Origin of the sequence: Georgfuchsia toluolica, assembly GCF_907163265.1 — a bacterium.
Classification (GTDB): Bacteria; Pseudomonadota; Gammaproteobacteria; order Burkholderiales; family Rhodocyclaceae; genus Georgfuchsia; species Georgfuchsia toluolica.
In genome coordinates this window covers 854,807-870,496 of sequence record NZ_CAJQUM010000001.1, presented here as the reverse complement: position 1 = coordinate 870,496, position 15,690 = coordinate 854,807, and the positions used below count along the sequence as shown (strand labels likewise).

Annotated in this window: 13 protein-coding genes; 11 read left to right on the top strand and 2 right to left on the bottom strand. The window is 61.4% G+C overall.

The genetic code is table 11. From position 1 onward, the window contains the following. The first annotated feature begins 13 nt into the window (after window positions 1-13). Together K5E80_RS04035 and K5E80_RS04030 are read left to right on the top strand one after the other, a co-directional pair. Window positions 14-427 (top strand): type II secretion system protein, encoded by a 414-nt coding sequence (locus tag K5E80_RS04035; protein WP_220634952.1) that lies wholly within the window; start codon window positions 14-16, stop codon window positions 425-427. Further along, window positions 393-896, top strand: coding sequence for a type II secretion system protein (locus K5E80_RS04030; protein ID WP_220634951.1), 504 nt, complete (start codon window positions 393-395; stop codon window positions 894-896). The genes K5E80_RS04035 and K5E80_RS04030 overlap by 35 nt, the downstream gene beginning before the upstream one ends. 22 nt (window positions 897-918) lie before the next feature. Here the strand turns inward: K5E80_RS04030 and K5E80_RS04025 are convergent, their stop codons facing one another. Together K5E80_RS04025 and K5E80_RS04020 are read right to left on the bottom strand one after the other, a co-directional pair. Then, window positions 919-2,031: a GGDEF domain-containing response regulator gene (locus K5E80_RS04025; protein ID WP_220634950.1), complete on the bottom strand. Its 1,113-nt coding sequence runs from the start codon at window positions 2,029-2,031 to the stop codon at window positions 919-921. 14 nt (window positions 2,032-2,045) lie between these two features. Next, a complete protein-coding gene (locus tag K5E80_RS04020; RefSeq protein ID WP_220634949.1) occupies window positions 2,046-2,798 on the bottom strand; it encodes a WbqC family protein in 753 nt (250 codons plus the stop codon). Window positions 2,799-3,475: 677 nt separating this feature from the next. On the opposite strand from K5E80_RS04020, the gene K5E80_RS04015 reads away from it, so the two are divergent. The 9 genes from K5E80_RS04015 to K5E80_RS03975 all read left to right on the top strand — a co-directional run bounded on the left by K5E80_RS04015 (window position 3,476) and on the right by K5E80_RS03975 (window position 15,581). Next, entirely contained in the window at window positions 3,476-4,207 is a 732-nt protein-coding gene (locus K5E80_RS04015; RefSeq protein ID WP_220634948.1) for a 4'-phosphopantetheinyl transferase family protein, read from the top strand. Window positions 4,208-4,221: 14 nt separating this feature from the next. Beyond that, entirely contained in the window at window positions 4,222-5,367 is a 1,146-nt protein-coding gene (locus K5E80_RS04010; RefSeq protein WP_220634947.1) for an acyl-CoA dehydrogenase family protein, read from the top strand. Beyond that, window positions 5,364-8,192, top strand: coding sequence for an amino acid adenylation domain-containing protein (locus tag K5E80_RS04005; RefSeq protein WP_220634946.1), 2,829 nt, complete (start codon window positions 5,364-5,366; stop codon window positions 8,190-8,192). Before K5E80_RS04010 ends, K5E80_RS04005 begins: the two co-directional genes overlap by 4 nt. Next, complete coding sequence (locus K5E80_RS04000) at window positions 8,189-9,253, top strand: thioesterase domain-containing protein (protein WP_220634944.1); 1,065 nt, start codon at window positions 8,189-8,191, stop codon at window positions 9,251-9,253. The genes K5E80_RS04005 and K5E80_RS04000 overlap by 4 nt, the downstream gene beginning before the upstream one ends. Window positions 9,254-9,323: 70 nt before the next feature. Next, entirely contained in the window at window positions 9,324-11,192 is a 1,869-nt protein-coding gene (locus tag K5E80_RS03995) for a non-ribosomal peptide synthetase (protein ID WP_220634945.1), read from the top strand. Next, entirely contained in the window at window positions 11,189-12,253 is a 1,065-nt protein-coding gene (locus K5E80_RS03990; protein WP_220634944.1) for a thioesterase domain-containing protein, read from the top strand. The genes K5E80_RS03995 and K5E80_RS03990 overlap by 4 nt, the downstream gene beginning before the upstream one ends. A gap of 70 nt (window positions 12,254-12,323) precedes the next feature. Next, complete coding sequence (locus tag K5E80_RS03985) at window positions 12,324-14,219, top strand: non-ribosomal peptide synthetase (RefSeq protein WP_220634943.1); 1,896 nt, start codon at window positions 12,324-12,326, stop codon at window positions 14,217-14,219. Window positions 14,220-14,277: 58 nt separating this feature from the next. Next, window positions 14,278-14,691, top strand: coding sequence for a hypothetical protein (locus K5E80_RS03980; RefSeq protein ID WP_220634942.1), 414 nt, complete (start codon window positions 14,278-14,280; stop codon window positions 14,689-14,691). Window positions 14,692-14,837: 146 nt separating this feature from the next. Further along, window positions 14,838-15,581, top strand: a complete 744-nt coding sequence (locus tag K5E80_RS03975; RefSeq protein WP_220634941.1) for a PIG-L deacetylase family protein — start codon at window positions 14,838-14,840, stop codon at window positions 15,579-15,581. Window positions 15,582-15,690 lie beyond the last annotated feature (109 nt).

Genomic DNA, 15,690 nt, shown 5'->3' with positions numbered 1-15,690 from the left:
GAGCGTGAGCGCAATGAGCACGACAATCGGAACACATACGCGCCTCGCCCACCGAGTATTTCGGGCCGGCTTCACGCTGATCGAATTGCTGGTGGTCATGGCGATCATCGCTGTATTGATGTCGCTGGCGGTGCCGCAATATTTCGGCCGCGTCGATGCAGCGAAGGAGGCGGTGCTGCGTGAGAACCTGCACCAGATGCGCGAGGCTCTCGACAAGTTCTATGGCGACAACAACCGCTATCCGGACAAGCTCGCGGATCTGACCGACCGCAAGTACCTGCGGCGGATCCCGCCCGATCCGATCACCGACAGCGACCAGACCTGGATCGTGGTGGCTCCGGCCGATCCCGGCAAAGGTCGCGTTTCAGATATCAGGAGCGGAGCAGAAGGCAATGGCAAAGATGGCACGCCTTACAGCAGTTGGTGACGCCAGTCAGCGGGGTGTCGCATTTATCGCGCTGCTGATCGTCATCGCAGCCATGGGGGCGGTCCTCGCCGCAACGAGCACGATCTGGCACCAGGTGCAGCAGCGGTCGAAGGAAAGCGAGCTGCTGTTCGTCGGCATGCAATACCGCCGTGCCATCGAGCAGTATTACGAGCGGTCGCCAGGGATCAAGGCCTATCCGATGACGCTTGAAGCCTTGCTGCGCGACGAACGTCTGCCGAATACACGACGCTATTTGCGTCGGCCCTATCGGGATCCGCTGACGAACTCGTACCAATGGGGATTGGTGCCGGCTCTCGGTGGAGGCATCATGGGCGTATATAGCCTGGCCGAAGGTCGTCCGTTCAAACGCGCCAATTTCCCGGCCGAACTGGGATGGAGCGGCGGTACGCCGAGCTATGCTGACTGGAAGTTCGCATACGTGCCGCCGGTAAGGGCGGCCGGACCCTGACCAGGTCAGGCTTGGGCCAACTTCATGCCAATGCTCCACAGACGACGATGCGGTTGGCCCCGGCTAACCTGGCCTGATTGAGAGCGGTATCAGCCGCGTGCAATACCTCAGCTGCGCTGCTGCCCTGATCGGGAAAACTCGCCAGTCCGATGGAGAGCGTGATCGGGCCAATGGAGCGATGTTCATGCTCGACGCAAAGTTTCGTCAAGGCTGTACGCAGCGCGTCGGCACGTCGCAAGAGTATTTCCGGCGCGGCATTTGTCATTATCAGCACGAACTTCTCGCCGCCATAGCGGCACAGGATATCTTCGCTGCGCGCCATGGATTCCATGCATCGGCTCGCTTCGCGCAGCATTGTTTCACCGGCCGACTGGCCGAAGGTCTCGGTGCAGCGCTTGAAATAGTCGATGTCGGTCATCATCATGCCCAGCGGCTTGCCGCTACGCCTGGCGCGACTCTGTTCGCGCGAGAGTGATTCCTCCAGATAACGTCGGTTGTAGAGGCCGGTCAAGGGGTCGCGCACCGACTGGACGCGCAGCTGCTGGTTCTCCAACGCCATGTCCCGCTCGGTCCGCAGGCGCTTGATGACTTCCCGCTTCAAGGCGGAGCGCGCAACTTCCAGTTGTGCGGCGCCCGTGGCCGCGTTGTGTCCCAACCGTGCGTTGATCATTTTCAGTTCCGCCACCCGCCCGTAGAGGCTGTTGACGATCCGGTGCAGCCCGTTGCCGGTGTCATTGCCGCCCGGCGCTTCCGCGCGCCGGGTGGGCGGCTCGGACAATGCAGCCGCGACGGCGGCAAGGAACGCGTCCGAATCCGTAACATTGGTGATGACTCGGGAGACGCCGCAAGCATCGGCCAAGAGGCGCGCCTCGCTTTCCATATAGGGAGAGGCGAGGAAGATCACGGACGGCAGCTGCGTGCCGATTTCCATGCGCAGGTGCCGGACAAGCTGATACCCGCCCGCTCGCGGCATCAATACGTCAATAAGCAGCAGGTCGAGCTTGATGGCGCGAATCATTTCCCTGGCCTGTTCGTCGCTCTCGGCCTTGAACACCTGATGGCCCTTGAGTTCGAGGGCCATCGCCAGATAGCGACGGATGGACGCATTGCCGACGGAAATCAGAATGTTCGCCATGACATGCGTTCAACTCAGGCGTGAGCAACTTCGCGCTGTGACGCTGCGAGAGGGTAATCAGTTGTGATCTTGCCGCTCAGGAAACTGCGGCTATGCGGGCCCTGGTTGAATAGCGCATCAACAGCAGAAAGCCCGGCGACAAATTCGCCTCCGCCACATTGCGCGTAGCGCGGATGGCGGAAGTCCTGCCAGGCCAGCTCGATATTTGCACGGGCGAAGGCAGCGCGGTCGAGGTAGTCGCGCGAGCCACCCATACCGGCGAGATAGGTATCTGCGCCCGCGGCACGACACAGATTCAGGATCAGTTCCGATTTCGATCCTGACACGCCAAGCTCTGAACTCCTGACCATGGGGGTGCTGATGGCCAGCGCGTCGCGAAGGAAATCGAGCGTAGCCATGTTGAGATCGACCAGATGGTCCCAGCGCGATTCCAGCAGTTCCTTCAGTGCGGGCAAGTAATACTCAACAAAAGGTGCGTCGCGATAGGCATGCCTGAGCGTCTGGCTATGATTGGTGCCCCACCAGCGTGAATCTTCGAGCGGCGGGTTGTTGATGCGTTTGTCGAGGATAAGCTCTTGCTGCGAGTGCTGCTGCACCGGTACGGTGAGCCAGTGTCCAAGACCGTTCACCAGAATCCGTGTCCGGTTCTGGTAGTTGCGGCGTTCGAACTGCACATGGTCGAGGACGATGAACAGATCCGCCTGAACCATGCGCTCAAGGTAGCCCAGCCAAGGCAGGAAGTGCGGTTGGTGCAAGGCTACTATCATCACATTTCTCCCGAATCAGATCGTTCCCGGCGAAGCATGGGCGCAAGGATAAAAAATTAACGGCGACTCCTATGTGAAGTAGCCTTGCGCCAGATGGAACGGAGGCGCAGGGTCCGGGTGGCTCAGGTCAAAGCTCCAGGTGCGGCCGATCAGCAAGGCAGCAGGCGCGGACTGAACCGCAAACGCCGAAGCCATACGGGGCTTGGCTGCTGTTTTCGCCGGTTGCACTGTGGTTTTCCCGAGGACATATCGATACCGCCTGATCTGCCATTGACACTCATGATGTCGGTACGTCCTCCATAAATTTGAATTCTGCATCCTGCGGAAATATTTCTGCCTTGCAGCTTTGTTTGCAGCATATCCGTATTCGTGTGGCCTCCAATTGATGGGTACATGTGCCGATTGGTGGAAGTCCGCTGCCTGGCCTTTCGGCCGCACCATCACCTAATGGACTATGGAACTCCTCCGGCCGCATCCGTCACGCCGCATACGCGGATTTGACATGGCGCGGGAGGTTCGATTGTGGCCGCACGAAGTGCGGTATTACCGGGCATGGACCATATGGGCCATTCAAACCATGGCGTCAACACAATGCCGATAATCTGACATTCCTATCCTGAGGTCGATGCCAATGGTTCGCCGCCGGCAAAGCGGCGACATTTTCACCTGAGGATGCCATGCTCGCAAAAGCGGCGGAATTATCTACCGACAACCCGGCAATAGAAGTTGCGGTAGTGCGCCTTGACGTTGCGCCATCGGCGGTTGACGCCGCAGCAGCGCTGCTATCGGCAGCGGAGCGGCGCCGCGCCAGCCGTTTTGCCTTTGTGCGTGATCGTCGCCGCTATATCGTGGCACGCGCGCAGTTGCGCCGCTTGCTCGGGACGCGATTGCAGGTGCGCCCCGAAGCTGTCGAGTTCGTTTATGGGGAAAGCGGCAAACCCGCTCTGGCGCAACCCTTTGCCGACTCGGAACTGCACTTCAGCGTCACGCACGCCGATGATTTCGCCGCATATGCTTTTTCTCGCGGATGTGAAATCGGCGTCGACATCGAGGCCGTGCGAATCATGCCAGAGGCGGCAACCCTCGCGGCACAGTTTTTTTCGCAGCGCGAAAACGCGGCCTACCGTGCCCTCGATGCATGTGACCAACCGTTAGGTTTCTTCAATTGCTGGACGCGCAAGGAGGCCTTCGTCAAGGCCCTCGGTATTGGCCTTGGCTATCCGCTGGATTCCTTCGATGTCTCGCTCGCGCCGGACGAGCCGGCGCGGTTTCTGCGCGTTGACAACCTGCTGGGGAAAGCCTGCGGCTGGACGCTCCACAGCCTCGCGCCCAGCCCGGGCCTTATCGGCGCCGTCGTCGTCCGGCACGCGGCTGACGCCACGCCGCCAACCTTCCTTGCCACCCCTTGACCAAAGAGCAAAACATGGCCACCTACCAGTCCCCGTGGATGAATGAAGAGTTGCAGCTATTTCGCGCAACGCTGAGAAAGTTCATCCAGAATGAATTCCTGCCGCAGCAGGCGCGCTGGTGCCATCAGCGGTCTCCAGATACCGAGGCCTGGCGGGCCGCCGGCGCGATGGGCATGCTGCTGCCAGACGTGCCGGAAACCTACGGCGGCGGCGGCGGCAGCTTCGCCCACGAATGCGTCGTCATTGAGGAATTAGCGCAGGCGGGTATTAATTTCGGTACCGCCAATCAGAGCATCGTCGCCCGCTACTTGCTGAAGTATGGCAGCGAGGAGCAGAAGCGCCGCTGGCTTCCCGCCATGGCGCGCGGCGAAATGGTCGGCGCCATCGCCATGACCGAGCCCAGCGCCGGCTCCGATGTGCAAGCCATCAAGACCAGTGCGCGCCGTGTTGGCGACCGCTACGTCATCAACGGCGCCAAAACCTTCATCAGCAACGGTTTGCTTGCCGGCCTCGTCTGCCTGGCCGTCAAGACCGATGCCACGGTACCCGCCATCAAGGGCATCTCGCTGCTCCTCGTCGAAACCGCGAATCTGGCCGGCTACCGGGTCGGCCACCCGCTCGAAAAAGTCGGCATGCACGAGCATGATACCTGCGAGTTGTTCTTCGACGAGGTATCGGTACCGGTCGCGCATCTGCTCGGCGGCGTCGAAGGCCGGGGCTTTTCACAAATGATGGAACAATTGCCCTGTGAACGCCTTACGATCGGTGTCAACGCCGTCACCACGGCGGAACGGGCGGTAGCCATCACCAGCCGTTACGTGCAGGAGCGCATGGTGTTCGGCAAGCCGCTACTGGATTTCCAGAATACGCGTTTCAAGTTAGCCGAATGCAGGACCGAAGCGCATATCGGCCGCGTCTTCATCGACAACTGCATTGAGCGTTACATGGCCGGCCAGCTCGACGACACCACCACGGCCATGGCCAAGTATTGGCTCACAGAATGCCAGTGTCGCGTCGTCGACGAGTGCCTGCAATTGCATGGCGGCTACGGCTACATGATGGAATACCCGATTGCGCGCATGTGGGCCGACAGCCGCGTGCAGCGCATCTATGCAGGCTCGAACGAAATCATGAAAGAGATCATCGGATGGTCACTATGACATTGACTCAGGCGAAAGACTTTTCTCTGGAGCGCGGCCGGGCTGCGCCCGCGTCGCTCTCTGAAGCGGGCGACCAGCAATCATCGGCGGCGTGGAATGACACGTCCGTGGCCTATCCGGCGGCTGGACTCGCCTTGCACCAGTTGTTCGAACGGCAGGCGGCGCGCACTCCGGCTCAAATGGCATTGGTATTCGAACAGCAACGCCTGAGCTACAGCGAACTCAATCGTCGCGCCAATCGACTCGCGCATCATCTGCAACAACTTGGCGCCGGTGCGGATACGCCAATCGGGCTGTTCGTCGAGCGCTCACTGGAGATGGTGGTGGGCATGCTGGGTATCCTCAAGGCGGGTGCGGCCTATTTACCGATCGATGCTTCGTTTCCGCCGGAGCGCATTGTCTTCATGCTCGAAGATGCCGGTGTCAGATTGCTGCTGACGCAAACCAGCCTTGTTTCCAGCCTGCCGGCGAAGGCTGCACCAATAGTTTGCCTGGATTCATTTGGCTGGGGTGATGCCGAAATTGCACCACTCTGCGCCAGCGCCGTCGAGCCGGGAAATCTCGCCTATGTGATTTATACGAGTGGCTCGACCGGCCGCCCTAAAGGCGTCGCCATCGAACATCACAATATTGTCAATTACGTACTGGGTGTTGCCGAACGCTTGCAGTTCAGGCCTGGCATGCATCACGCCACGGTGTCGACCATCGCCGCCGACCTCGGGAATACCGTGATTTTCCCGGCGCTGGCGACCGGCGGCTGCCTGCATGTCATCGCCCGGGAGCGTACCGAGAGCCAGGCGTTGCTGGCGGAGTACTTCCAGCGGGAGCAGATCGACGTGCTAAAGATCGTCCCTTCTCATCTGGCCGCTTTGCAAAGCGGGCAACATCCGGAGCAGGTCATGCCGAAAAGCCACCTGATACTGGGTGGTGAAGCGTCGCGTCTCGAATGGATCGAGCAATTGCGGCGCCTGGCGCCGCAATGCAAAATCTACAACCATTACGGCCCGACGGAAACGACGGTCGGAGTATTGACCTATCATGTTGCGGCACCCTTGCCGGCAACGCAATCCGGTACTCTGCCTTTGGGTCGGCCGCTGCCCAACAGCCGCATCTACCTGCTCGACGAGCAAGGGCGGCCGGTGCCGGTTGGTGTACCCGGTGAATTGTGCATCGGCGGCCGCGGCGTAGCGCGTGGCTACCTGCGGCGTCCGGAACTAACTGCCGAGAAATTCGTGGCGGATCCATTCAGCCCTGATCCGGAACAGCGTCTGTATCGGAGCGGCGACCTGGCGCGTTACCTGCCGGATGGAAACATCGAGTTTTGCGGGCGCATCGACCAGCAGGTCAAAATCCATGGCAATAGGGTGGAACTCGGCGAAATCGAAGCGGCGCTGCGCGCGCAGGGTGGCGTGCGCGAGGCCCTCGTCATGGCGCGCGAGGATGAGCCCGACGTCAAGCAGCTGGTCGCCTATGTGGTGCCCAAGCGCATGGATCAACCGCTATGGGAAGGCAATGCACTGCATGTATTGCCCGATGGCTCGCCCGTGGCACATCTGAACCGGAACGAAACGGACTATATCTACAACGAAATCTTCGTCCTGCAAGCCTATCTGCGTCACGGCATCACCATCGAAGACGGCGACTGCATTGTCGATGCCGGCGCCAACATCGGGCTGTTTACAGTGTTTGCCAGCCGGCTGGCGCGCAACCTGAAGGTGATTTCATTCGAGCCCAACCCGGCCGCGTTTGCATGCCTGAAGGCCAACGCCATGGTCTGGGGCAGTTCGGTGAAGTGTCTGCCGCTGGGCCTGTCAAGCGAGAACAAATCGGCGGAGCTGACGTTCTTCGAGGGCATGTCGCTGCTATCCGGGTTCTATGCCGATGCGGCGACGGAACAAGACGTGGTCAAGAACTATGTTCTCAACCAGTCGGACGAGTCGCTGAACAATGAGACGTGGACGCAGGAAATCAGTGAATTGATCGACGACAAGCTCAAGACCAAGACGGTCTCCACCCAGCTGCGAACCCTGTCCAGCATAATCGCCGACGAGGGCATCGACCGCATCGACCTGCTCAAAGTCAATGTCGAAAAAAGCGAGCTGGATGTACTGATGGGCATCAGCCCCGACGATTGGCCGAAAATTCGCCAACTGGTCATCGAGGTTGACCTGGACAGCAACCTGGGGCCGATTTTAAGCCTGCTCGAGTTGTACGGCTTCGAGATGCTGGTCGAGCAGGACCCGTTGCTGAGCAGGACGGAACTCTGTTACGTATATGCCATACGGCCTTCGGCGGAGCATCGCCTCTTACAACAACAGAGTGCCGAAGAGCACCGGCGCACCCTGCCCGCCGCGGACGCGGAAATCCTGACACCCGTGACACTGCGCAATCATCTGAAGAAACGCCTGCCTGCTTATATGATGCCTGCGGCATTTGTACTGCTGGAAAAGCTGCCGCTGACGGCAAACGGCAAGATCGATCGCCAGGCGCTGCCGCCCTGGTCCGGCGCGAGCCGGGCGACGCCGGCAAACGACTCCGTCATGCCGCGCACGGAGACCGAGAGAGCGATCGCGGCCATCTGGGCGGAAATGCTGAAGCTCGATAGCGTCGGCGTCGACGACGATTTCTTCGACCTGGGCGGCCAGTCGTTGATGGCGATGAAACTCGTGTCGCGCATCCGCGATGCCTTCGGCGTGAATCTGCCGCTGCGCAATCTTTTCGATCATTCGACGGTCGCCGGACTGGCCGAGGTCGTCGACGGACTGGTGTGGCTGGCGCAGGCGCCCAGCCACGGTACCTGCGACCGGGAGGAGATCGATCTGTGAGCGTAGCGGCCTTGCTTGCCGAATTGCGCCACCGCGACATCCGGGTCTGGGCGGATGGCGAGCAGTTGCGGTGCAGCGCGCCGGCTGGCGCACTGGTGCCGAAATTGCGCGAACAACTGCGCCAGTACAAGGACGATGTCCTCGAATTCCTGCACGCGGCCGAGGCGCTTGCCCGCCAGCAGCCGGCCATCGTGCCGCTCCAGCCGCATGGCGCACGGCCTGCGGTGTTCGCTGCGCCAGGCCACAACGGCGACGTGTTTTGCTACCGTGCCCTGGTGCAACATCTGGGCGACGATCAACCCTTCTTCGGGCTGCAGCCGCCGGGACTCGATGGCCAAAGCGAGCCGCTCGCGTCAGTCGAGGATCTGGCCGCCTACTTCGCCGCGCAAATCCGCGCCTTTTGTCCCGAAGGCCCGTATGTCATCGCCGGCTACTGTGCCGGTGGCACGATTGCTTTCGAACTGGCGCGGCAACTCAGCCGGCAGGGGGCCACGATTCCCTTTGTCGCCCTTTTCGGCAGCCCTTACCCGACCTGGTACCGACGCCTGCCGCAACTGCGTGAAAAGGTGGCACACCTGAAAAAGCATGCGCAAGCGCTGATCTCATTATCCTGGAAGGAGCGGCGCGCTTACGTGAGCGCCAAACGACAGCAACATCGGCAGCGCAGCGAAGCCGCGCGCCTGGCCGCGGCCGACCCGGTTCTGCTTCGCCGCACCACGGTCGAAAGAACCACCCTGAGCGCTGTCCGCCGCTATACCCCGCAAACCTTCGCGGGTCGTGCTGTGCTGTTCCTGCCCAACGAAGAATGGCGGCGAGCCGACAGCGGAACGCTGCGCTGGCCGGACGCGGCGGCGCAGCGGATGGAGAAATATTGCGGGCCGGATAGCTGCGATGGCTTCAACATGCTGTTGGAACCCTACGCCGCGGCGTTTGCCGAGCTTTTCCGAAATGCGGAGGCCGGCACCAAACGGTATGCGCCGGGCCGGCAGAGCAAAGCCGACCCGTCGCTGGGTACAGTCAGGCAGGTAGAGAACGACGGCGAACATATCTTGGGCATTTGATCATATCGACATGTAAACGCATCTATGTCGGTTCGAACAAAATCATGAAAAAGGTGACTGGATGGACACCATGGCTACTTCCGATACCGTCCTATCGCGCGCCGTCGAGGCGGCGGATACGACATTGCCAATGCCGAATGTTTGCGTACACGAATTGTTCGAGCAGCAGGTGGCGCGCACGCCGGATGCCGTGGCTGTGGTTTTTGGTGAACGGCAACTGAGTTACCGGCAACTCAACGAGCGGGCCAACCAGGTCGCCCATTATCTGCGCCGGCGCGGCGTCGGGCCCGAGGTCCTGGTCGGCGTCTGTCTCGAGCGTTCGCCGGAAATGGTGGTGGGCCTGTTGGGCGTCCTGAAATCGGGTGCCGCCTATGTGCCGCTCGATCCGACCTATCCGCCGGAACGGCTGGACTTCATGGCACGCGACGCCGGCTTGCGCCTGCTGCTCACTGAACGAAAGTCCCGGCACCTGTTCGCCGAATCCGGCGCCGAGGCCGTCTGCCTGGATACCGACTGGCAGGCAATCGCGCTGGAAAGCGCAACCAATCCGGTGACCACGGCCAGTCCGGACAATCTCGCCTATGTCATATATACCTCGGGATCGACCGGACGTCCAAAAGGGGTTGCCGTGACTAGTCGCGCCTTGGTGAACCTGCTCGAGTCGATGGGGCAGGCGCCCGGATTGAGCGAATCCGACGTGCTGCTCTCGGTAACGACTTTGGCATTCGATATTGCGGCACTGGAGTTGTATTTGCCTCTGATCAAGGGAGCCAAGGTGATGCTTGCCAGCCGCGACGAGACTCGGGACGGCCAACGTCTGATGGCGCGCTTGTCATCGTCTGGCGCGACAGTGATGCAGGCGACGCCGGCAACGTGGCGCATGCTGATCGATTCCGGATGGGAGGGAACGCCGGGCCTGAAAGTCTTGTGCGGCGGCGAGGCGCTGAAGCGCGATCTGGCCGATCAGCTGCTGCAACTCGCAGGCGAGGTATGGAATATGTATGGGCCGACAGAGACCACGGTGTGGTCCTCCATCTGGCGTGTCGAACCTGGCGCTGGAGCGATCTCGATTGGACAGCCAATAGCGAATACCCAGCTGTGGGTACTCGATGACTACTTCGAACCGGTGCCGGTGGGGGTGGTCGGAGAGCTTTGCATCGGCGGCATTGGCTTGGCGCGCGGCTACTGGAAACGCCCCGATCTGACCGCCGAGAGGTTCGTTCCCGACCGGCTTTCCGGGATCGATGGGGCCAGGCTTTATCGCACCGGTGACTGGGCGCGGTGGATGCCGGACGGCCGCCTGGAGTGCCTGGGGCGGATCGACCATCAAATCAAGATCCGCGGCTTTCGCATCGAGCCGGCGGAAATCGAGACCGCGATTGCCAAGCATCCCGCTGTTCGTGCCTCCGTGGTGGTGGCGCGCGGCGACGACGCGGAGAAACTTCTCGTGGCCTATCTCGTCGCCGATCATCCTCCTGCAGACCTATCCAATCAGTTGCGTGCACTCATTCGCGCAGCGCTGCCCGAATACATGGTCCCGTCGGCCTTCATCATGCTCGACGCATTCCCGCTGACGGCAAACGGCAAGATCGATCGCCAGGCGCTGCCGCCCTGGTCCGGCGCGAGCCGGGCGACGCCGGCAAACGACTCCGTCATGCCGCGCACGGAGACCGAGAGAGCGATCGCGGCCATCTGGGCGGAAATGCTGAAGCTCGATAGCGTCGGCGTCGACGACGATTTCTTCGACCTGGGCGGCCAGTCGTTGATGGCGATGAAACTCGTGTCGCGCATCCGCGATGCCTTCGGCGTGAATCTGCCGCTGCGCAATCTTTTCGATCATTCGACGGTCGCCGGACTGGCCGAGGTCGTCGACGGACTGGTGTGGCTGGCGCAGGCGCCCAGCCACGGTACCTGCGACCGGGAGGAGATCGATCTGTGAGCGTAGCGGCCTTGCTTGCCGAATTGCGCCACCGCGACATCCGGGTCTGGGCGGATGGCGAGCAGTTGCGGTGCAGCGCGCCGGCTGGCGCACTGGTGCCGAAATTGCGCGAACAACTGCGCCAGTACAAGGACGATGTCCTCGAATTCCTGCACGCGGCCGAGGCGCTTGCCCGCCAGCAGCCGGCCATCGTGCCGCTCCAGCCGCATGGCGCACGGCCTGCGGTGTTCGCTGCGCCAGGCCACAACGGCGACGTGTTTTGCTACCGTGCCCTGGTGCAACATCTGGGCGACGATCAACCCTTCTTCGGGCTGCAGCCGCCGGGACTCGATGGCCAAAGCGAGCCGCTCGCGTCAGTCGAGGATCTGGCCGCCTACTTCGCCGCGCAAATCCGCGCCTTTTGTCCCGAAGGCCCGTATGTCATCGCCGGCTACTGTGCCGGTGGCACGATTGCTTTCGAACTGGCGCGGCAACTCAGCCGGCAGGGGGCCACGATTCCCTTTGTCGCCCTTTTCGGCAGCCCTTACCCGACCTGGTACCGACGCCTGCCGCAACTGCGTGAAAAGGTGGCACACCTGAAAAAGCATGCGCAAGCGCTGATCTCATTATCCTGGAAGGAGCGGCGCGCTTACGTGAGCGCCAAACGACAGCAACATCGGCAGCGCAGCGAAGCCGCGCGCCTGGCCGCGGCCGACCCGGTTCTGCTTCGCCGCACCACGGTCGAAAGAACCACCCTGAGCGCTGTCCGCCGCTATACCCCGCAAACCTTCGCGGGTCGTGCTGTGCTGTTCCTGCCCAACGAAGAATGGCGGCGAGCCGACAGCGGAACGCTGCGCTGGCCGGACGCGGCGGCGCAGCGGATGGAGAAATATTGCGGGCCGGATAGCTGCGATGGCTTCAACATGCTGTTGGAACCCTACGCCGCGGCGTTTGCCGAGCTTTTCCGAAATGCGGAGGCCGGCACCAAACGGTATGCGCCGGGCCGGCAGAGCAAAGCCGACCCGTCGCTGGGTACAGTCAGGCAGGTAGAGAACGACGGCGAACATATCTTGGGCATTTGATCATATCGACATGTAAACGCATCTATGTCGGTTCGAACAAAATCATGAAAAAGGTGACTGGATGGACACCATGGCTACTTCCGATACCGTCCTATCGCGCGCCGTCGAGGCGGCGGATACGACATTGCCAATGCCGAATGTTTGCGTACACGAATTGTTCGAGCAGCAGGTGGCGCGCACGCCGGATGCCGTGGCTGTGGTTTTTGGTGAACGGCAACTGAGTTACCGGCAACTCAACGAGCGGGCCAACCAGGTCGCCCATTATCTGCGCCGGCGCGGCGTCGGGCCCGAGGTCCTGGTCGGCGTCTGTCTCGAGCGTTCGCCGGAAATGGTGGTGGGCCTGTTGGGCGTCCTGAAATCGGGTGCCGCCTATGTGCCGCTCGATCCGACCTATCCGCCGGAACGGCTGGACTTCATGGCACGCGACGCCGGCTTGCGCCTGCTGCTCACTGAACGAAAGTCCCGGCACCTGTTCGCCGAATCCGGCGCCGAGGCCGTCTGCCTGGATACCGACTGGCAGGCAATCGCGCTGGAAAGCGCAACCAATCCGGTGACCACGGCCAGTCCGGACAATCTCGCCTATGTCATATATACCTCGGGATCGACCGGGCAGCCCAAGGGTGCGATGATCCTCCACGGCGGCCTGGTCAACTACCTGTGCTGGGCCATCGGCGCTTACGGGCTGGAAGAGGGCGCGTCCGTTCCGGTGCATTCGTCCATCTCCTTCGATTTGACGGTGACCAGCCTCTATCCGCCGCTTCTTGTCGGCGGGCATGTCGAGTTGCTGCCGGAAGAGGTCGGGGCACAGAATCTCCTCGCAGCCTTGCGGCGGCGCAAGAACCGCGGCCTGGTCAAGATCACACCAGCTCACCTGGAACTGCTCGGCCAGCAACTTGCTCCGCACGAAGTCGCACAGATGAGCAATGCTTTTGTCATTGGCGGCGAGAACCTGCTGGCCGAAAACCTGCGTCTGTGGCGACAGCATGCTCCGGCTACCCGCCTGATCAACGAATATGGTCCGACCGAAACCGTGGTCGGCTGCTGCGTGTACGAAGTGCAGCCCGAAGACCCGCACAGCGGCTCGGTCCCCATAGGCCGCCCGATTGCCAATACCTGCCTTTATGTGTTGGACGCCGATCTGCAGCCCGTGTTGCCCGGTGTCGCCGGCGAACTGTACATCGGTGGCGCCGGCGTGGCACGCGGCTACCTCAATCGGCCGCAACTCACCGCGGAGAAATTCCTGGCAGATCCATTTTCCGGCGTGGTCGACGCGCGCCTCTACAAGACGGGCGATCTGGCTCGTTACCGTCCGGATGGAATTCTTGAATACCTGGGACGGATCGATAGTCAGGTGAAGATACGCGGCTACCGCATCGAACTGGGCGAAATCGAGGTGAACCTTGCCGCCCATCCAGGCGTCCAGTCCTGCGCCGTAGTGGCCCGCGAGGATGAACCGGGTAACCGGCAACTGGTGGCCTACGTTGTTCCCGGCAAAGAGGCTCCGCCCACGGCCGCCGCGGTGAAGGATTTTCTGAAACAACGGCTGCCCGACTACATGGTGCCGGCGCAATGTGTCTTTCTTGATGCGTTTCCGCTAACCCGGAACGGCAAGATCGACCGTAACGCCCTGCCGGCGGTGACTTACGCCGATGTTGCGGTCGCCGCTCGATTCATCGCGCCGCGAACCGAACTCGAGCGGGAGCTTGCCGCGATTTGGATGAAGCTCCTGAACCTGGAGCACATCGACATCCACGACGATTTCTTCGACCTGGGCGGGCAGTCGTTGATGGCGATCAAGATTGTGTCGCGCATCCGGGAAGTCTTCGCCGTGGATCTTCCGCTGCGCAATCTATTCGAACACCCGACGGTCGCCGGGCTGGCTGAGGTCATCGACAAACTGGCGTGGCTGGCGCCGTCGCAGATACCGTCCGCCGATCTCGGCGGGCGCGAGGAAATCACGATATGAACCTGAAAATACGCGTTCGCCATCGTACCTTCCCAAATTGCCGGAGGATAAAACTGCCATGTGTGGACTCGTCGCCATTCTGAACCTTGATCCCGGGCATGCCACTGTGGGCCATATGCGCAAAATTGCCCTCGCCATGGCCCTGAAAATCCGCCATCGCGGTCCCGACTGGAGCGGCATCTACAGCGATGCCCACGCCATTCTGGCCCATGAGCGGCTCTCCATCGTGGACGTCGAGCACGGCGCACAGCCGCTGCTCGACACGCGCACCGGCGCCGTGCTGGCGGTCAATGGCGAAATCTACAATCACCGGGACTTGCGCCGGGAATTGCGCCAACCCCATGACTTTCAGACCGCTTCGGACTGCGAGGTGATCCTCTATCTCCATGACGAACTCCCGCCTCGCGACTTCCTCAACCGCATGAACGGCATCTTCGCCTTCGTGCTGCACGATCCACAACGCGGCAGCTAGCGACAAACTCCAAATGGACCATGAATTACGCGTGCGGCCTTGCACTATGTTTATTACGATGTGATTAGGCTACTAACTGAGGAACGGAAGCTGACCCGATTGGCTGACGGCCAGCGCCCGCAAAACATTCGAGAGAGGATATTGATATGCCCATACCATCGTCTCCAGCACGCAACGCCACCAAGACCGTCATCGTCTTCGGCGCACATCCCGACGACATCGAAATCGGCATGGCCGGAACCGTTAGCCGCCTGACCGCTTGTGGCAACCACGTGTACTCGTGCATCGCCACGGTGCCCGACGAGCGCGAATGCCGCATCAGGGAAGCACGCGCGTCCGCAGCGATTCTCGGCATCAAGGAGGTGATCGTGCTGCCAATCAAGGCGAACCAACTCGGCTACAACCGGGTCAGCATCGGCGCCGTCGACTCGGTCATCAGGCAGTTCCGGCCGCATTCGGTATTCACGCACTGGATCGAGGATTCGCACCAGGACCATGTGAATGTGACGCGCTGCATCGTCGCCGCAACCCGGAAGAACAACTTCAACGTCTACATGTACGAACAAACCATCCCCGGCGGCATCACGCCTGCCGGTTTCCGCGCCCAATACCTGATCGATGTCTCCAAACACATCGACCGCAAGATCCAGAGCATCCTTGCCCACGCCAGCCAAATGAAACGAAATGGCGAGTGGTGGCTGGAAGGAGTCCGTGGCCGCGCCATGTATCGGGGCTACCAGATCCACACCCAGTACGCCGAGGCCTTCGAAATCATCAAAATCAACGGCGACACCAACCTGTTCGCCGACGAGAATTCCGTTGCCGCCAGCCATGCCGCCGAGGCCACCGCAACGAGCGAAGTGCCATCGCCCACCAGTCCAGTTTATTGAGAAGGCGGGCACGAGGTCCTCATCCACACGCGCCATCGCCGGGCGTCGCGCGCGCCATGCGAAATTGGCTGGGTCTCCGATAACGCCGATCGCATACCAGAAGCAGTTC